General features: G+C 70.2%; 16 protein-coding genes. 8 read left to right on the forward strand and 8 right to left on the reverse strand.

The features are described from left to right. Entirely contained in the window at nt 1-1077 is a 1077-nt protein-coding gene (locus tag J2W45_RS05735; RefSeq protein WP_310129718.1) for an alanine racemase, read from the forward strand. 108 nt (nt 1078-1185) lie between these two features. Here the strand turns inward: J2W45_RS05735 and J2W45_RS05740 are convergent, their stop codons facing one another. From J2W45_RS05740 to J2W45_RS05760, 5 genes are all read right to left on the reverse strand, one after another. Beyond that, nucleotides 1186-1902, reverse strand: coding sequence for a type 1 glutamine amidotransferase (locus J2W45_RS05740; protein WP_310129719.1), 717 nt, complete (start codon nt 1900-1902; stop codon nt 1186-1188). Beyond that, nucleotides 1899-3173: a MurT ligase domain-containing protein gene (locus J2W45_RS05745; RefSeq protein WP_310129721.1), complete on the reverse strand. Its 1275-nt coding sequence runs from the start codon at nt 3171-3173 to the stop codon at nt 1899-1901. Before J2W45_RS05745 ends, J2W45_RS05740 begins: the two co-directional genes overlap by 4 nt. A gap of 4 nt (nt 3174-3177) precedes the next feature. Then, nucleotides 3178-4542 (reverse strand): RNA polymerase sigma factor, encoded by a 1365-nt coding sequence (locus J2W45_RS05750; RefSeq protein WP_310129723.1) that lies wholly within the window; start codon nt 4540-4542, stop codon nt 3178-3180. A gap of 242 nt (nt 4543-4784) precedes the next feature. Then, a complete protein-coding gene (locus J2W45_RS05755; protein ID WP_310129725.1) occupies nt 4785-6116 on the reverse strand; it encodes an MFS transporter in 1332 nt (443 codons plus the stop codon). Between the two features lie 73 nt (nt 6117-6189). After that, nucleotides 6190-7119, reverse strand: a complete 930-nt coding sequence (locus J2W45_RS05760; protein WP_310129727.1) for a proteasome assembly chaperone family protein — start codon at nt 7117-7119, stop codon at nt 6190-6192. Nucleotides 7120-7210: 91 nt separating this feature from the next. On the opposite strand from J2W45_RS05760, the gene J2W45_RS05765 reads away from it, so the two are divergent. The 3 genes from J2W45_RS05765 to sucB all read left to right on the forward strand — a co-directional run bounded on the left by J2W45_RS05765 (nt 7211) and on the right by sucB (nt 11827). Beyond that, the gene (locus J2W45_RS05765; protein WP_310129729.1) at nt 7211-8701 is read left to right on the forward strand and encodes a leucyl aminopeptidase; all 1491 of its coding nucleotides are present in this window, start codon (nt 7211-7213) and stop codon (nt 8699-8701) included. Between the two features lie 105 nt (nt 8702-8806). Further along, nucleotides 8807-10180 (forward strand): dihydrolipoyl dehydrogenase, encoded by a 1374-nt coding sequence (gene lpdA / locus J2W45_RS05770; RefSeq protein WP_310129731.1) that lies wholly within the window; start codon nt 8807-8809, stop codon nt 10178-10180. 78 nt (nt 10181-10258) lie between these two features. After that, complete coding sequence (sucB, locus tag J2W45_RS05775) at nt 10259-11827, forward strand: 2-oxoglutarate dehydrogenase, E2 component, dihydrolipoamide succinyltransferase (protein WP_310129734.1); 1569 nt, start codon at nt 10259-10261, stop codon at nt 11825-11827. Nucleotides 11828-11831: 4 nt separating this feature from the next. Here the strand turns inward: sucB and J2W45_RS05780 are convergent, their stop codons facing one another. Next, nucleotides 11832-13067 carry a hypothetical protein gene (locus tag J2W45_RS05780; protein ID WP_310129735.1) on the reverse strand — a complete coding sequence of 412 codons (1236 nt, stop codon included), beginning with the start codon at nt 13065-13067 and terminating at the stop codon, nt 11832-11834. Nucleotides 13068-13527: 460 nt separating this feature from the next. On the opposite strand from J2W45_RS05780, the gene lipB reads away from it, so the two are divergent. From lipB to J2W45_RS05795, 3 genes are all read left to right on the forward strand, one after another. Beyond that, a complete protein-coding gene (lipB, locus tag J2W45_RS05785) occupies nt 13528-14187 on the forward strand; it encodes a lipoyl(octanoyl) transferase LipB (protein WP_310129737.1) in 660 nt (219 codons plus the stop codon). Continuing rightward, on the forward strand, nt 14184-15173 hold the full coding sequence (gene lipA, locus J2W45_RS05790) for a lipoyl synthase (protein ID WP_310129739.1): 990 nt from the start codon (nt 14184-14186) through the stop codon (nt 15171-15173). Before lipB ends, lipA begins: the two co-directional genes overlap by 4 nt. Nucleotides 15174-15235: 62 nt before the next feature. After that, the gene (locus J2W45_RS05795; RefSeq protein WP_310129740.1) at nt 15236-15931 is read left to right on the forward strand and encodes a DUF4191 domain-containing protein; all 696 of its coding nucleotides are present in this window, start codon (nt 15236-15238) and stop codon (nt 15929-15931) included. Between the two features lie 112 nt (nt 15932-16043). On the opposite strand, the gene J2W45_RS05800 is transcribed toward J2W45_RS05795, so the two are convergent. Both J2W45_RS05800 and J2W45_RS05805 read right to left on the reverse strand, forming a co-directional pair. Beyond that, complete coding sequence (locus J2W45_RS05800; RefSeq protein WP_310129741.1) at nt 16044-16376, reverse strand: hypothetical protein; 333 nt, start codon at nt 16374-16376, stop codon at nt 16044-16046. 314 nt (nt 16377-16690) lie between these two features. Then, nucleotides 16691-17113: an RDD family protein gene (locus J2W45_RS05805; RefSeq protein WP_310129743.1), complete on the reverse strand. Its 423-nt coding sequence runs from the start codon at nt 17111-17113 to the stop codon at nt 16691-16693. 172 nt (nt 17114-17285) lie between these two features. Here J2W45_RS05805 and glnA point away from each other — a divergent pair, with 172 nt between their 5' ends. Then, entirely contained in the window at nt 17286-18710 is a 1425-nt protein-coding gene (gene glnA, locus J2W45_RS05810) for a type I glutamate--ammonia ligase (protein WP_310129745.1), read from the forward strand. The last annotated feature ends 8 nt before the right edge of the window (nt 18711-18718 follow it).

Here is an 18718-nt window from a genome sequence, read left to right on the forward strand (position 1 = left end):
ATGACGATCGTGGACGCCGTCGCCGAACCGCTCCCCCGCGCGGTCATCGACCTGGCCGCTCTGCGGCACAACGTCGCGCACCTCACCGCGCTGATCGCCCCCGCCGAGACGATGCTCGCCGTGAAGGCGGACGCGTACGGCCACGGGCTGCTGCCCATCGCCGAAGCCGGCCTGGAGGCGGGAGCCACCTCTCTCGCCGTGCTCGAGATCCCGGCGGGGCTGGTGCTCCGCCACGCGGGGATCACCGTCCCCCTGCTCGCCTGGCTGCACGGCCGCGACACGGACTGGCGCGCCGGCATCGAGGCGGACATCCAGCTGGGCATCTCCGCCCAGTGGCAGCTGGATGCGATCGCCGCGTCCGGCGCGGACCGCCCCGCGGTCATCCACCTCAAGGTCGACACCGGCCTCAGCCGCAACGGCGCCACCCGCGAGGAGTGGCCCGGGCTCATCCGCGCCGCCGTCGACCTCGAGCAGCGCGGCATCGTGCGCATCCGCGCCGCCTGGTCGCACCTCGCGGACGCGTCCATCGCCGACGACGAGGCGGCCCTCGCCGAGTTCCGCGATGCGGTGCTCGAGGCCGAGAAGCTCGGCGCCCGGTTCGAGGCCCTGCACCTCGCCGCCAGCTCCGCGGGCATCCGGATGCCGGAGGCTCGCTTCTCGTTCGTGCGCTTCGGGATCGCCGCCTACGGCTTCTCGCCGTTCGACGACTCCACCGGCGCCGAACTAGGCCTCATCCCGGTGATGCGGTTGGAGGCTCCGGTCACCGAGGTGCACGTCGGCGGCACCACGCACGCCCGGCTCGGGATCGGCTACGCGGACGGCGTGCCGACCCTCGGCATCGCCAAGACGTCCATCCAGCTGAACGGCCGCCGTTGCCCCGTGATCGAGGTGGACGCCGACAGCATGCTCGTGGATGCGGGTCCGCACCGCGTGGAGGTGGGCGACACCGCCATCCTGTTCGGCCCGGGCACCGACGGCGAGCCGACCGCGGAGAAGTACGCCGACTGGGCGGAGACGATCGCCGACGAGATGGTGACGGGCGTCGCCGCCCGCGTCCCCCGCGTCTACGTCAACTGAGCCCGGCGCGTTCTTTCGTCGAGGTGCACCTTGTTGCGCTCGACACGCCGCACAGGTGCGCAACAACGTGCACCTCGGCGAAAAGGGACAGGGCGAGCGGGCGCGCGCTCAGAGGGAGACGCCGAGGCGGTCCGCGATCGCGCGGCGCGCGTTGGTGGCGTAGCGGTCGACCCGCTCCGTCTGCGGAACCGGCGCGACCTCGCCGCGCAGGGCGGTGCTCAGGAAGCGGTCCGCGAGGGCGGGGTTCATCGGGAGCAGCGGACCGTGCAGGTGCGTGCCGATCGACGCGCCGACGACGACGCCCTCCGTCTGGTCGCCGTTGCCCGTGCCGCTGACGACTCGGCCGAGCGGCTCCGCCTCGTCGAGGACGGTGCGGGCGGAGTGGTTCTCGAACCCGGCGATGGTGCTGCCGTCCGCGAGCGTGACGACGATCTCGCCGACGTGCCGCTTGGCGCCGAGCGCAGCGCGGGTCGGGAAGACCGCCGCGCCGGCGAGCACCTCGCCCTCGGGGGTCTCCAGTTCGCTGCCGAGCAGCTGCCAGCCGCCGGCGATGGCGAGGAACGGCACGCCCGCATCCCGCCAGTCGCGTAGCCGGGCGGCGATGCGCAGGACGTCGGCGTGTACGGCGCGCTGACCGGAGAGCGGGCCGGAGCCGATATGGACGATGTCCGCGCTGGTCGGAAGCTCCGCGCCGACGCTGTGGCGGACCACCTCGACGTCGATGCCGCGCCACTGCGCGCGCTCGGCGAGGGCGAGCACGTTGCCGGCGTCGCCGTTGATGCCGAGCTCGGCCGGATAGAGGTGCAGGATGCGCAGCACGGTCATCGCTCGCGGCCCTCCAGGTCGAGGAAGCCGAGCTGCTTCCGGATCAGCATCATCTGCTCGTAGTTCACGATCATCGTCTTCGTGCCGCGCGACGGTTTTGGCAGGGCGAGGAACGCCTGCAGCGCCGGCTTCAGCTCGGGCAGGACCTGGTCGACGTCGATGCCGGCGTAGGCGAACCGCGTGGCGAACTGCCACGCCTTGGTGCCGGACACCACATCCACGTGCGTGAGCTTCGACAGGTCGATGTCGTACACCCACGACGGGTCGGGGGTGCCCTCGTCGACCGCGACGAACACCTGCTCCGGCGACTCGGCCAGGTAGTCGAGGTTGAGCTGGAGGCTCGGCGGGTTCTTCATCATGATGATCTCGACGTCCTCGTCGCCGACCTTCAGCGTCTCTCCGCGACCGTAGACGGTGCGCAGCGCTGCCATGGCCGCCACGACCGACTGCGGCTGGAACTTCTCCCCCAGCAGCCGGCGCGCCATCGCCGTGGCGCCCGCCGCATCCACCGCGTAGTGCAGCCCGCGGGCCGGCAGGCCGATCCGGACGTGCTCGCCGCCGATGGTGAGCTGGGCGCTCTGCACCTCCAGCTTGCTGACGAACACCGACGGGATGGGCAGGGAGCCCGCCGACGCGCCGGTCAGGTCCTTCACATTGGCGAGGCCGTTGGGGGACGACTCGATGATGGACGGCGCGACGGCGAACGTGGAGACGTCACGGCCCTGCGCGACGAGCTCGGCGCCGACCCGCGACAGGCTGTCGTCGTCCGCGTTCACCACGACGAACTCGGACGAGCCCTCGGCGATCGAGCGCAGCATCCCGATCACGCGGGTGGGCTCGAAGAAGCGGTTGAGCTGGTCGATCTGCACGTTGAGCAGCAGCGAGCCGCGCGGCTTCAGCACGCGCGCGAGGTCGACGCCGTAGGCCTCGTCCACCTCGATCACGCCGACATCGCCGCGAACGTAGCCGTCCAGGGGCACGTCGGCGAGCAGCGCGGAGGCGATGCCCTGCGGCAGGTTGCCGCCCGAGGGATTGGTGAAGACCTCGAGACCGTGCTCGCGCAGGATCGCGGTGAGCATGTTGGTCGTCGTGGACTTGCCGTTCGAGCCGGACACGAACACGACGCCCAGGGGAAGCCGGCTGACCGCGCGCTCCAGGAACTTCGGGGCGATGGCAAGCGCGACACGGCCGGGGACCGCGGAGCCGCCTCCCCGCAGGCGAAGAAGCCAGCGGGCGAGGCGGCCGGCGAGGACCGCCAGTCGGTAACGCACCGGTTTACTCGAGGTAGTCGCGCAGCGACTGCGAACGCGACGGGTGACGCAGCTTCGCCATCGTCTTCGACTCGATCTGACGGATGCGCTCACGCGTCACGCCGAAGGTGTCGCCGATCTGGTCGAGCGTCTTCGGCATGCCGTCGCCGAGGCCGAAGCGCATGCGGATCACGCCCGCCTCACGCTCGGACAGCGAGTCGAGCAGGCTCTCCAGCTGCTTCTGCAGCATGGTGAAGCCCACCGCGTCGGCCGGGACGACCGCCTCGGTGTCCTCGATCAGGTCGCCGAACTCGCTGTCGCCGTCCTCACCCAGAGGAGTGTGCAGCGAGATGGGCTCGCGACCGTACTTCTGGACCTCGATGACCTTCTCCGGGGTCATGTCGAGTTCCTTCGACAGCTCCTCGGGGGTGGGCTCGCGGCCCAGGTCCTGCAGCATCTGGCGCTGCACGCGGGCCAGCTTGTTGATGACCTCGACCATGTGCACCGGGATGCGGATGGTGCGGGCCTGGTCGGCCATCGCGCGGGTGATCGCCTGACGGATCCACCAGGTGGCGTACGTCGAGAACTTGAAGCCCTTGGTGTAGTCGAACTTCTCGACCGCACGGATGAGGCCCAGGTTGCCCTCCTGGATCAGGTCCAGGAACTGCATGCCGCGCCCGGTGTAGCGCTTGGCGAGGCTCACCACGAGGCGCAGGTTCGCGCCCAGCAGGTGGCTCTTGGCGCGCTGGCCGTCGCGGGCGACCCACTTCAGCTCGCGCTCCAGCTCCTTGCTGAGGTTCGGGGTGTTCGCGAGCTTGTCCTCGGCGAACAGACCGGCCTCGATGCGCATGGCGAGCTCGACCTCTTCGGCCGCGTTCAGCAGCGGGACCTTGCCGATCTGCTTCAGGTAGTCCTTGACCGGGTCGGCGGTCGCGCCGGTGATAGTCGAGGAGTAGACCGGGATGTCGTCGTCCTCGTCGACCGCGCGCAGCACGAGCGCGTCGGTCGGCAGCGGGATCTCGACCACCGGGACGGCGGCCGTGGGCGTCGCACCCTCGGTGTCGCTGTCGTCCGCGTCGTCGGAGTCGGCGTCGGCCTCGGTCTCCGTGTCGTCGGTCTCGGTGTCGTCGGTCGCCTCGACCACGACCTCCTCGTCGTCGATCTCGACCTCGGCGTCGTCATCCAGGTCGTCGTCGTCCGCAGCGCCGGCCTTGCCCTTGGGCGCAGCCTGCTTCTTCGCAGCGGTCGCCTTCGCGGGGGCCTTTGTCGTCGTCTTCTTCGCGCCCGCCTTCTTGGCTGCGGGCTTCGCCGTCTCGTCCGCGACGACGGTCGTGGTCTCGTCGACCTCGACCTCCGCGTCGCGGGTCTTCGTTGCTGCACGGGTTGCCATGTGAACACCTTTCATACCAAGCGGAGAGGGCCGGGATCCTGACGGCCGAGCCTGGCTCAGGGTTTGCGTGCGGACACTACTAAGACCCATGTCAAGTCCGGGATGAGGCGCCGGGCATCGTCTAATGCTCCGGCCCCGGGACATGAACGGGTCCAGACGTCAATTATTGCACGTTCCACGCGCTCCCCCGACCATTCGCGGCCAGCTCTCGGATCGGGATCGATCGGGCGTCCCCCACGCCCCTACAACGCTTCGTGACCGCCGCGCCTTCTCCACGCTCCGACAAGTGCAACCCAGAGAGGGGCCACTTCTATTCCCTCGTCCTCCTGCAGCCGGCGCCGTGTGCGGCGGCGGGCGTGCACCAGGAAGCCGACGCCGATCCCGACGATGACGTACTGGATGGCGAACGCCCAGCGGAAGTGGTCCAGCTGGTAGAGCTGCGCGTCCCCCTCCGCCCCATGCGCCTGCACGTCCAGGGAGACGCCGATGAGGAACATCATGACGAAGCTCGCGAGGAAGCCGCCGACGTTGACGATGCCGTTCGCCGACCCGAGGCTGTGCAGTGGGTTGAAGGTGCGCGCGAAGTCGAAGCCGATCAGGGAACCGGGGCCGCCGATCCCGATCGCCGCGATCAGCACGATGACGGTCCACAGCGGCGGCTCGCCCGGCCACAGGAGCACGAGCGTCCAGGCGGCGGCCATGAGCGCCACGATCCCGAGCACGAGGTTGCTGCGCCGCATCGGGAAGCGGGCGGTCAGGATGCCGAGGATCGGTCCCGAGATGAGACCCGCTCCCACCAGCACGGTCAGCAGGGCCGACGCCTCCGCCGGCTCGATGCCCAGGGCGAACACCAGGAACGGGATACCCCACATCAGGCTGAAGACGGTGCCGGAGGACTGCGTGACGAAGTGGGACCAGAAGCCGAGCTGCGTTCCGGGGCGGGCCAGGCTGATCCTCAGTTGCCGCAGCGAGTCGGACCACGTCGCCGGACGCGGTCCCTCGCTCGCGCCGACCGGCCGGTCGGCGACCGCGACGGCGATGCCGATCAGGGCGACGACGGACAGCGAGGCGGCGCTGAGGAAGGCGACCGTCCAGCCCGAGAGATGCAGCAGCAGGGCGAACGGCACGGCGGACAGCACCTGGCCGAGCTGGCCGACGTTGCCGATCCACTGCGACAGCTGCGGCACGATCCTGCCGCGGAACCAGGAGTTCACCAGGCGCATCAGCGAGGTGAACACCGTCGCATCTCCCGCCCCCACCAGGATGCGACCCACGATGGCGATCGCGATGCTCGGCGCCAGCGCGACGGCGACCTGCCCGACGACCATGAGTGCCGTGCCCGTCAGCATGAGTTTGCGGGAGCCGATCCGGTCGATGAGGACCCCGACCGGGACCTGCATGCCCGCGTACACGATGAGCTGCACCACGGCGAGGGTGGAGAGGACGGAGGCGGAGACGTGGAACCGCTCGGTCGCCGCGACGCCCGCGACACCGATCGTGGTGCGCTGCATGACGGCGATGAGGTAGGCGAAGACGCCGATCCCGTAGACGACCCAGGAGCGACGCGAATTCACCGGACGATCCTACGCCCGGCGCAGCGGCCGCCCGTTCGGCGTGGCCGTCGCCCGTGCGCTCAGCGCTCGCCGATCAGCGCTCGCCCCGCCCGTTCTCCTCGTCGCCGTGGCGGCGGAAGGCGAGGAAGTTCTCGAGCTCGGCGGCGATCTCGTCGGCGGTCGGCAGCTCGCCGTCGCTGTCGGTCAGCGGGGAGCGCAGCTGCGTGTCCTCCATGTACGAGTCGTGGCGCTCCTCCAGCGTGCCGACCAGTCGGCCGAGCTCGGGATTGCCCGCGACCTGCTCGTCGATGTTGGCGACGAACTCGCGGTCCTCCTGGCGGAGCCGGTCGGTCGGAAAGATCAGGCCGGTGGCCGCGCTGATCGAGTCGAGGGCCGCGACCGCGGCAGCCGGGTACTCGGTGTCGGCGAGGTAGTGCGGGATCAGCAGGATGAATCCGGCGATCGGGTACGAGAGCTGCTGGAGCCGGTACTCGAGCAGGTGCAGCGCGTTGGCGGGCACCTGCGTGTGCGGCTTCCAGATCGACATGGAGTCGATGAGCTCGGAGCGGTTGCCGCTCACCGTCACGCCGATCGGACGCGTGTGCGGAACGGGCATCGGGATGGAGTGGACCCAGGTGATGCTCTTCACCTTGAAACGCTCGATCAAGCCGAGCACCGCCTCCGTGAACGCCTCCCAGCGGAAGTCCGGCTCGAAGCCCGACAGGAGGAGGAACGGCTGGCGCAGCTCGTCGTAGGCGAGGTAGAGCTTCAGCGTCGCCGGCTGGTAGTCGGTCAGGTGGTCCTGGTCGAAGTAGATGATGGGGCGGCGGGCGCGATAGTCGAGCAGGATGTCCGCGTCGAAGGTCGCCACCACGTCGTTGTCGAGGGTCCCGAGCAGATAGGTGCCGAGCTGGCTGACGCCGGAGCCGGCGTCGGCGAAGCCCGTGAGGCCCGCGACCAGCGGCAATCCCTCCGGCACACCGAGTGCCGGGTCGAGCTCGTACAGTTCGCCGGGGTCGCGCATACTCCAACTCTAGGACGGAGCCCGGCGCACGACCCCGGATGACGGCCCGTGGGGGAACGCCCACAGCGAACACCCGGGTTAGGGTCGAGTCATGACCGTTCCCGCGCTGACCGTGACCCTCTCCTCCACCCCCGCCACGTCCGCCGATGTCGTGGTCGTCGCCGCCCGTGCCGGGCGCGACAGCATCACCGTCCTCTCCGGCGAGCGCCGCGACGAGCTCGGGCGGCAGCTGAAGGAGATCGGGTTCTCCGGCGGCAAGGACGAGCTCGTGCGCCTGCCCGGGACGGGCGACGGACCCTCCGTCGCGGTCGTCGGCCTGCCGGAGGGCGGCGAGGACGCGCTGCGCTACGCCGCGGGCACCGCGGTCCGCCAGCTGGCGGGCACCTCCGCGGTCGCGCTCGACCTCCCGGCCGAGTCGGCGGCCGAAGCCGGCGCTGCCCTGGAGGGCGCGGCGCTCGGCGCGTACGCCTTCACCGAGTACCGCGAGAAGAGCCGCGCCGGGGCGAAGGACCCGGTGGCCGCGATCGAGCTGCTGGCCGCGGGATCCGACATGGATGCGGACGCGCTCGTCGCGCGGGCGACCGCCGTGGCGGAGGCTGCCGCGCTGGTCAAGGATCTGGTTAACACTCCGCCGCTCGACCTCTACCCCGAGACCTTCGCCGAGCGCGCCTCCGCCGCGGCGTCCGGACTTCCCGTCGAGGTCACGGTCTGGGATGAGGAGCAGCTCGCTGCCGACGGCTTCGGCGGCATCCTCGGCGTCGGGCAGGGGTCGACGCGCGGCCCGCGACTGGTGAAGGTCGTGTACGCGCCGGAGGGCGCATCCCGTCACCTCGCCCTCGTCGGCAAGGGCATCACGTTCGACTCCGGCGGCCTCTCCCTGAAGCCCGCGACCGGGATGGTCGGCATGAAGTACGACATGACGGGCGCCGCCACGGTGCTCGCGGTCGCGCTCGCCGCCGCGCGGCTCGCGCTGCCGGTGAAGGTGACGGCATGGCTTTGCCTCGCCGAGAACATGCCGTCCGGCTCGGCCATCCGCCCGAACGACGTGCTGCGCATCCGCGGCGGCCGCACGGTGGAGGTGCTGAACACGGATGCGGAGGGCCGCCTGGTGCTCGCCGACGGCCTGGTCGCCGCCAGCGAGGAGCAGCCCGACGCGATCGTCGACGTCGCCACCCTGACCGGCGCCGCCATGGTCGCGCTCGGCACCCGCTACGCCGCACTGATGGGCTCCGACGACCTGGTGGACCAGGTGCTCGGGGCGGCCAAGGAGAGCGGCGAGCTGTTCTGGCCGATGCCGCTGCCCGGGGAGCTGCGGGCCACCATCAACTCCGACGTCGCCGACATCGCCAACGCGAACCCGGGCAACACCGCGGGCGGCGCGCTGCTGGCCGGCGTGTTCCTGCAGGAGTTCGTCGGCCGCACCGGCGACGGCGACGACGCCCCCCGCATCCCCTGGGCGCACCTGGACATCGCCGGCCCGGCGAAGAGCCCGGCCGCCCCGTACGGCTTCACAGGCAAGGGACCGTCCGCCGTCAGCGTAAGGGCGCTCATCCGCCTGGCCGAGAGCTTTTCCGGGAAGTAGTAGGGTCGTATGGGCGGGAAAACCTGCCCATCAACACGCCCCCCGGAGCCATCCTCTCTGGGCGGCTTCGTGTCACATGATCCTGATGCGCGAGGGAGTTACTGGGTGTCCGAGCAGAACTTTGACATTGTGGTGCTCGGCGGTGGGAGTGGAGGCTACGCAGCAGCGCTGCGTGCGGCCGAGCTCGGTTTCACCGTCGGCATGATCGAGAAGGACAAGGTCGGCGGCACCTGCCTGCACCGCGGCTGCGTCCCGACGAAGGCGCTGCTCCACGCGGCCGAGATCGCCGACTACTCCCGTGAGTCGTCGAAGTACGGCATCGTCACCCAGCTGCAGGGCGTCGACATCAACGGCGTGACCGAGTACCGCCAGGGAATCGTCGCCAAGAAGTACAAGGGACTGCAGGGTCTCGTGAAGGCTCGCGGCATCACCGTCATCGAGGGCGAGGGCCGCCTCACCTCCCCGACGACCGTCCAGGTCGGCGACGACACCATCGTCGGCAAGAACATCGTCCTCGCCACGGGCTCGTACTCGCGCTCGCTCCCCGGTCTCGAGATCGGCGGCCGCGTCATCACGAGCGAGCAGGCGCTCGAGCTCGACTTCGTGCCGCGCAAGGTCGCGGTGCTCGGCGGCGGCGTCATCGGCGTCGAGTTCGCCAGCGTCTGGAAGTCGTTCGGCTCCGACGTCACCATCATCGAGGCGCTCCCCCACCTGGTCCCCAACGAGGACGAGTCGATCAGCAAGTCGCTCGAGCGGGCGTTCCGCCGCCGCGGCATCGACTACCGTCTGGGCATCCGCTTCCAGGGCGTGACCCAGGACGAGAACGGCGTGGTCGTCACCCTCGAGAACGGCGACACCGTCGAGGCCGACCTCCTGCTCGTCGCCGTGGGCCGCGGCCCGCTGACCCAGGGCCTCGGCTTCGACGAGGTCGGCGTCACCATGGACCGCGGCTTCGTCATCACCGACGAGCGCCTGCACACGAACATCCCCGGCGTCTACGCCGTCGGCGACATCGTCCCCGGCCTGCAGCTCGCGCACCGCGGCTTCCAGCAGGGCATCTTCGTCGCCGAGGAGATCGCGGGCCTCAACCCGATCGTCGTCCCGGACGTCAACATCCCCAAGGTCACCTACTGCGACCCGGAGGTCGCGTCCATCGGTCTGACCGAGGCGAAGGCGGCCGAGAAGTACGGCGCGGACAGCATCAGCAGCTACGACTACAGCCTGGCCGGCAACGCCCGCAGCGAGATCATCGGCACCAACGGAAGCGTGAAGGTCGTCCGTCTGAACGACGGCCCCGTGCTCGGCGTGCACATGATCGGCGCCCGCGTCGGCGAGCTCATCGGCGAGGCGCAGCTGGCCGTGAACTGGGAGGCGTACCCGGAGGACATCGCTCCGCTCATCCACGCCCACCCCACGCAGAACGAGTCGCTCGGCGAGGCCTTCCTGTACCTCGCGGGCAAGCCGCTGCACACGCTGTAGGACCATCGGGCGGGTCCGCCGTGCGCGGACCCGCCTGCAATAAGCTACTGAACGATCAGGTTTGAAGGAGAGAAGCTCATGAGCGAATCCGTCAGCCTCCCGGCGCTCGGCGAGAGCGTCACGGAAGGCACGGTCACCCGCTGGCTGAAGAACGTTGGCGACCGTGTCGAGGTGGACGAGCCCCTGCTCGAAGTCTCGACCGACAAGGTCGACACCGAGATCCCGTCGCCGGTCGCCGGCGTCATCGAGGCGATCCTGGTGCAGGAGGACGAGACGGTCGAGGTGGGCACTGCGCTCGTGACGATCGGCGACGGTTCCGGCGCCGGCGCCGAGGCTCCGGCCGCGCCCGCCGCTGAGGCGGCGCCGGCTGAGGCCGCTCCGACCGAGGCTGCGCCCGCCGAGGCCGCGCCCGCCGAGGCCGCTCCGGCCGAGCAGGCTGCCCCGGCCCAGGAGTCCGCTCCCGCGCCCGCCGAGGCTGCGCCGGCCGCGGCCGCACCCGCCGCTCCGGCCCAGGAGGCGTCTCCCGCTGCTCCGGCTCCGGCCCCCGCCCAGGAGGCCGCACCCGCACAGCCGCAGCAGGCCGCTCCCGCCGCTCCGGCGCCGGCGGCCCCCGCCGCACCCGCTCAGGAGGCCGCACCGGCTCAGCAGGCTGCACCCGCTGCCCCGGCTCCCGCTGCCGCTCCGGCCCAGCAGGCTCCCGCCCAGGAGTCCGCTCCCGCCGCGCCGGCCTCGTCCGGTGCTCACGCGGGCAACGCGGGCTACGTGACCCCGATCGTGCGCAAGCTCGCGAACGAGCAGGGCGTCGACCTCTCGACCGTCACCGGCACCGGTGTCGGCGGTCGCATCCGCAAGGAGGACATCCTCCAGGCGGCGGCTCCGGCGGCGTCCTCTTCCGAGGCTCCCGCGGCCGCGTCGGCCCCCGAGGTCTCGCCGCTGCGCGGCACCACCCAGCCGATGTCGCGACTCCGCAAGGTCGTCGCGGAGCGCGCCGTGGTCTCGATGCAGTCGAGCGCTCAGCTCACCAGCGTCGTCGAGGTCGACGTGACCAAGGTCGCGGCGTTCCGCGACCGCGTGAAGGGCGACTTCCTGGCGAAGACCGGCGTGAAGCTCTCGTTCCTGCCGTTCTTCGCTCTGGCCGCCGCCGAGGCGCTGAAGACGTACCCCGTCATCAACGCGACCGTCGACGGCGAGAACATCGTCTACCCGGACCACGAGAACATCTCCATCGCGGTCGACACCGAGCGCGGCCTCCTCACGCCGGTGGTGCGGAACGCCTCGGACCTCGACATCGCGAGCCTCGCCAAGGAGATCGCCGACCTGGCCCAGCGCACCCGCGACAACCGTCTGAAGCCGGACGAGCTCGCGGGCGGCACGTTCACGCTGACCAACACCGGTTCTCGCGGCGCCCTGTTCGACACCCCGCTGGTGTTCCTCCCGCAGGTGGCCATCCTGGGAACCGGCATCGTCACCAAGAAGCCGGTCGTCATCTCGGCCGACGGCACGGACTCGATCGCGATCCGCTCCACGGTGTACCTCGCCCTGTCGTACGACCACCGCATCGTCGACGGCGCGGACGCCGCCCGCTTCCTGGTCGCCGTCAAGAACCGCCTCGAGGACGGCAACTTCGAGGGCAACCTCGGGATCTGACCCGTCACGGGAACACCGCCCGTAGCCGCCAACCGGCCTCGCCCCTCACCAGCAGGAGCGAGGCCGGTTCGCTTTTCGGCGTCAGCGCGCGATCCGGCGCCACGCCGACGAGAGCGGCATCCCCCCAGCGCTCCACCAGTTCCACCCGGGCCCCGGCGTAGTCGCGGGCTGAGGCGGCAGCCGTCCGGCCGGCTTCGAGCGCCGTGAGTTCGTGCTCCAGCAGCGCCGCACCGGCCTCGACCACGGCCTCGAGGCATTCCCGACCGGTGCCGCCGGCGAAGCACGCATGCCGCCGGTCGAGGATCGCCTGCGCGGCGACGACCGGGTCCTCAGCATCCAGACGCGCCGTGGTCACGGCAGCCGTCGGCTCGGGCGACGACACGGCTGTCGCCGACGGTCGCGCCGTCGGCTCGGGCGACGATAGGGCTGTCGTCGATGGCTGAGCCGTCGGCGACGAGGTGGCCGGCCATCGGGATGCCGACGCGGATGCTGTCGAGTGCACGGATGCCGGCGACCCCGCGGCCGATGCGCTCCCTGCCGACGTCGACGGCACCAGGACGATGACGGCGACAGCGAGAGCGACCGGGACGAGCGCACTCGCCACGAGGGCCGGTCGCCTGCGGGCCCACGAGCCGAGCCAGCGCGTCAGAACGCGGACCGGTTCTCCGTCGAGCGCCGTCATCGCGGCCGCGGCCGTCTTGGTAAGCCCGCTGCCGTGCTCACGGCGCGGTATCTGGCGTCCGGCCGGGAGTGCGCCGACCACACCCCTCGGCGCGCCGGACCCCGTCCCCGCCGTCACCGCCACCTCCGTCCCTGCGACTCCGCGGCTGCTGCGCCGAACCGGCTCCGGCGACGCCACCGCCAGAACGGCCGCCTCCACGGCCGACCACCGCCCCTGACGCAACCCGGCCTCGACAGCCGCGAGCAGCCGCATCCCGGACCCGTCGGTCACCCGCAGGCACAGTCGACGCGCCCAGGCATGGAACGCCTCCGCATCCGCGACGGCCGTCTCGGCATCCAGCGGGCGGATGCGGTCCAGCCCGTCGAGCGCCGGGCGCCCGTCGTCGGCGAGGACGACGGACGCGTTGTCGAGGTCCGGCGCCGCCCATCCCGCGCGATGGAGCGCTTCGACGCCGGCCGCCGCGCCGAGGATCAGGGTCGCCGCCTCCCCCGATCGCACACCGGTCGCCCGCGCCAGAACCACGTCGACTCCCCCGCCTCCGGCGTGCTCGAGGAGCACCGCATCCACCTCTCGGCCGCGTATGCGAAGCAGGGGGACTTCTCTGACCACACCGAGCACATGCTCGCTCGCGGCGGCCCGGCGGACGTCCACATCGCGAGACGCGACGCCCGGCCGGCGCTCACGCACACGCAGCAGGCACCGACCCGGCAGGCCGCCTCCGGACACGACGACACGCGCTTCCGGCGGGGATCCTTCGCGGGGCGGCGGGTCGGCGTCGGGCGGCTCGACCGTGCAACCCTCCCGGCGCGCAAGGGCGACCGCGATAGCGCGGAGCTCGTCCGCGGAGGCGGGCAGGGAACGGGAGGACGGGGCGATCGGTGTCACGAGACCATCCCAACGGATCCGCAATCCCCGAGTGCCGGCCCGGTGCGGATCGGTGGACAACTCGCCGCAACGCCAGCCTGTGTACGAACCTGACGTTGCGAGCGGGCGGACCGCGCGCGCATAGACTGACGACGTGACCACGTATGACGTCACGGGGCTAAGCGCCAACTCCGTGCCGTATCTCGAGGCCCTTCAGCAGCAGCGTGCCCTGCACGCCGCTGTCGTCGCAGGCCGGGCGCCCGATACCGTCATCCTCCTCGAGCACGCCCCCGTGTACACCGCGGGCAAGCGGACCGCTCCGGACGAACGCCCGACCGACGGGACCCCCGTCGTCGACGTCGACCGTGGCGGCAAGATCACCTGGCACGGGCCGGGACAGCTCGTGGGGTACCCGATCCTCCGCCTCCACGACCCCATCGACGTCGTCGGCTACGTCCGGGCACTCGAACGCGTCCTCATCGACGTGCTCGCCCGCCTCGATGTCACCGGTGTTCAGGTCGAGGGCCGGTCCGGTGTGTGGATGCTCCCGGAGCACAACCCCGGGGCCACCCGCGAGGAGAAGATCGCCGCCATCGGCATCCGCGTCGCCGAAGGCGTCACGATGCACGGCTTCGCGCTCAACTGCTCGAACAGCCTGGACGCCTACGACCGGATCGTCGCCTGCGGCATCCGCGACGCAGGAGTCACCACGATCTCGCGCGTGCTCGGTCGCACCGTCACGCCGCAGGACGTCGCGCCGCTGGTCATGGACGCCTTCGACCTGGAGTTCACCGCAGCGGAGGCCGTCGCGTGAGCGCCGTTCCCGAGGGGCGCCGGATGCTGCGCCTCGAGGTCCGCAACGCCCAGACGCCGATCGAGCGCAAGCCCGAGTGGATCAAGACCAAGGCGAAGATGGGGCCGGAGTACCGCCAGCTGCAGAACCTGGTGAAGTCCGAGGAGCTGCACACCGTCTGCCAGGAGGCGGGCTGTCCCAACATCTACGAGTGCTGGGAGGACCGGGAGGCGACGTTCCTCATCGGCGGTTCGCAGTGCACCCGCCGATGCGACTTCTGCCAGATCGACACCGGCAAGCCCGCCGAGTTCGACCGGGACGAGCCGCGCCGCGTCGGCGAGTCCGTGCAGCGGATGGGTCTTCGGTACGCCACCGTCACCGGTGTCGCCCGCGACGACCTGGAGGACGAGGGCTCGTGGCTGTACGCGGAGACGATCCGCGAGATCCACCGCCAGTCCCCCGGAACCGGCGTCGAGATCCTGGTGCCCGACTTCTCCGGCAACCCGCAGCACCTCGGCGAGGTGTTCTCGGCGCGCCCGGAGGTGTTCGCGCACAACGTGGAGACCGTCCCGCGCATCTTCAAGCGCATCCGCCCCGCCTTCCGCTACGAGCGCTCGCTGGACGTGCTCACGCAGGGGCGTGCTGCCGGACTGATCACGAAGTCGAACCTCATCCTCGGGATGGGCGAGGAGCGGCACGAGATCAGCACCGCGCTGCGCGACCTCCACGACGCCGGGACCGACATCATCACGATCACGCAGTACCTGCGGCCCAGTCCCCGTCACCTCCCGGTGGCACGCTGGGTGCACCCGGACGAGTTCGTGGAGCTCAAGCAGGAGGCGGAGGAGATCGGCTTCCTCGGCGTGCTGGCCGGGCCGCTGGTGCGGTCGTCGTACCGGGCGGGACGGCTGTGGGCCCAGTCCATGCAGGCGAAGGGACGGCCGGTGCCGGACGAGCTGCGGCACCTCGCGGACGCCACGCTCGGCTTCGCGCAGGCGGTCTCCTGAGAGCCCTCTCCTCGCAGCGAACGGGTCATCTGGAACGCCGCCGAGCCGGTATCCTTGGAGCTATGGCAAAGGACAAGTCCACCAAGGAGCCCGGCCGTCTGAAGCAGATGTGGCAGGTGTTCCAGATGACCCGCCGGTACGACGACCGCGCGGTCCTCTACATCCTCCTCGGGGCTGTCCTGCCGATCATCGCGGGCGTGCTCCTGGCGGTGTTCCTCTCCGGCGGCAACGTCTTCACGATGATCCTCTGGATCGTCGCGGGCGTGCTCGCCGGCGTCCTGATCGCGCTCATCATCCTGGGTCGCCGTGCCGAGCGGGCGGCGTATTCGCAGATCGAGGGCCAGCCGGGCGCCGTGGGCGCCGTGCTGCGCTCCTCGCTGAAGCGCAGCTGGCGCGGATCCGAGATGCCGGTCGCGGTCAACGGGAAGACGCAGGATGCGGTGTACCGGGCGACCGGCCGCGGCGGCGTCGTGCTCATCAGCGAGGGACCGGCCACCCGCACCAAGCGCATGGTCGACGAGGAGCGCCGCAAGGTGAACCGCGTCCTCCCGAACGTCCCGGTCACGATCATCACCGTCGGACCGGATGCCGATTCCGTGCCGCTGCACAAGGTGCCGCGCACCCTGGCGAAGATCAAGCCGACCCTCACGAAGGCCGAGGTCCTGGCGATCAGCAACCGGCTCCAGTCGATGGAGAACCAGATGCCGATCCCGAAGGGCATCGACCCGATGAAGGTCCGCGCGCAGCGCGCCCGCTGACCCGGTCGGCCCTCCCTCCGTCGAGTACACGAAAAGTGCACGGATTCCTCGCGAATCCGTGCACTTTTCGTGTACTCGATGGGGGCCGCGATCGCGCCCACCCACAGAGCCGTCAGGCCTGGAGCATCCCCGGCTGATCCAGCGCGGGCACTTCGATCGTCTGCCGCAGCATCCGGAAGTGATCCTCCCACGCGGCCGTCGCGCCGCCGGACGCGTGAAGCGCGGTCCGGACGGCGACCAGAGCGCTCTCCAGAGCGTCGACCTCGGTCTCGGTCTCCACATCCATCTCGAAAGTGAGGGTGCGGGTGCGCAGGTCGGCCGACACGTCGGCGTTCATGATGTCTGCGCAGTCGGCGAACGCATCGGCGACGGCGTCGAAGAGCGACTCGAAGTGCTCCATGGGGCTCGATGCTTCGACCGCCACCTGGACGTGATATCCGTTCATCGTCGCTCCTCCCGTCTCCAGCAGTCTAACCGCGTGAAGTATCGCTCCAGATTCACCACGTACGACCTGTTCGGCGTCAGATGGACCGTCTTGAGATGCGATCCGCACGGACAGCGTCCCTTGTAATACTTGCGCCCTTTCACGAACAGCCACCCCTGTCGTTCGCAGCTCCTCATGACGGCTTCGATGTGCTTATCCGGATGCACCGGCCTCCGACCCACAATGTCCGCTCCTTCCCCGTCTCAGTGGGGTCGAGCCTACGGAGATGCGAAGCGGAGAGGGGGTGCGGAAGCGAAGCTGTGGAGAACTCGCGGCTACGCGCGGATGAGGACAGTGCCGGCGACCTTGTCGTGGAAGCCGCGCTGGTCGGAGTCCCAGACGAGGGCGGGGATCGCCAGGCAGAGCAGGACCGTACGCACCACCGGCCGCCACACGCCGACCCAGCCTCCGCGGAGGGCGACGACCCGCATCCCGAACACCCGGTGGCCGATGCTGCCGCCGATCGTCGGGATGAAGATGACCTGCAGCAGGGCGAAGAGGCCGATCGTCGCCCACGAGTCGTAGCGGAAGAACGCGAACGACAGGAACGACGCGATGGCCCAGTCGACCGCGATCGCGCCGATGCGACGGCCGACGCGGCCGACCGACCGCGGGCCCGACTCGGGGAGGCCGAGCCGCTCCCCCGGGTAACGGCTAGGGGCGACGTCGCCGGGGCGGCTGGCGGAGTTCTGCGGCACCGGCTGAGTCTATCGAGCCGCGCGGAGCGCATCCTGTGCGGATACAGGCCCGGGGTACCCGTAACATGCCCGAAACATTTGCGTCACCCCGGGGAAACGGCCTCCCCCTACCGTGGAGGAGTGGGCTGCACGCGCAGTCCGGTCACCCGCAAAGCCATTGGGAGTCGTCTGCATGTTCCGTGATTCTTCCGAGGTGCTCAAGTTCATCAAGGACACCGACGTCAAGTTCCTTGATATCCGCTTCACCGACCTTCCCGGTGTGCAGCAGCACTTCAACATCCCCGCCGCTACCGTCGACGAGGAGTTCTTCTCCGTCGGCCAGCTCTTCGACGGCTCCTCGATCCGAGGCTTCGCGTCGATCCACGAGTCCGACATGCAGCTCATCCCGGACGTCTCCACCGCCTACATCGACCCGTTCCGTGCCGAGCGCACGCTGATCATGGTGTTCGACATCTACAACCCGCGCAACGGCGAGATCTACGCGAAGGACCCGCGCCAGGTCGCCAAGAAGGCGGAGAAGTACCTCGCCTCCACGGGCATCGCCGACACCGCGTACTTCGCGCCGGAGGCCGAGTTCTACATCTTCGACGACGTCCGCTACGAGGTGAAGCAGAACTCGAGCTTCTACTCCGTGGACTCGGAGGAGGGCGCCTGGAACTCCGGTCGCGTCGAAGAGGGCGGCAACCTGGGCAACAAGACCCCGTACAAGGGCGGCTACTTCCCGGTCAGCCCGGTCGACAAGCAGGCCGACCTGCGCGACGACATCTCGCTGAAGCTGATCGAGGCCGGACTCATCCTCGAGCGCGCGCACCACGAGGTGGGCACCGGCGGCCAGGCCGAGATCAACTACCGCTTCGACACGATGGTGCACGCGGCGGATGACATCCTCAAGTTCAAGTACATCGTGAAGAACACGGCGAACGAGTGGGGCAAGACGGCGACGTTCATGCCGAAGCCGCTGTTCGGCGACAACGGCTCGGGCATGCACACGCACCAGTCGCTGTGGAACGACGGCAAGCCGCTGTTCTACGACGAGGCCGGCTACGGCGGCCTGTCGGACATCGCGCGCTGGTACATCGGCGGCCTGCTCAAGCACGCCCCGGCCGTCCTCGCCTTCACCAACCCGACGGTGAACTCGTTCCACCGCCTGGTCCCCGGCTTCGAGGCCCCGGTCAACCTGGTCTACTCGGCCGGCAACCGCTCGGCGTCGATCCGCATCCCGATCACGGGCAGCAACCCGAAGGCGAAGCGCATCGAGTTCCGCGCGCCAGACGCCTCCGGCAACCCGTACCTCGCCTTCGCCGCGCAGCTGATGGCGGGCCTCGACGGCATCAAGAACCGCATCGAGCCGCACGAGCCGGTCGACAAGGACCTCTACGAGCTCCCGCCGGAGGAGGCGCGCAACATCCCGCAGGTGCCGGCGTCGCTCGGCGAGGCCCTCGACGCGCTCGAGGCCGACCACGACTTCCTCACCGCGGGCGGCGTGTTCACCCCGGAGCTCATCGAGACGTGGACCGAGTACAAGCGCGAGAAGGAGATCAAGCCGCTCGCGCAGCGCCCGCACCCGTTCGAGTACGAGCTGTACTACGGCGTCTGAGCTGGGTC

This window comes from Leifsonia shinshuensis (genome assembly GCF_031456835.1).
GTDB classification, from domain to species: Bacteria; Actinomycetota; Actinomycetes; order Actinomycetales; family Microbacteriaceae; genus Leifsonia; species Leifsonia shinshuensis_C.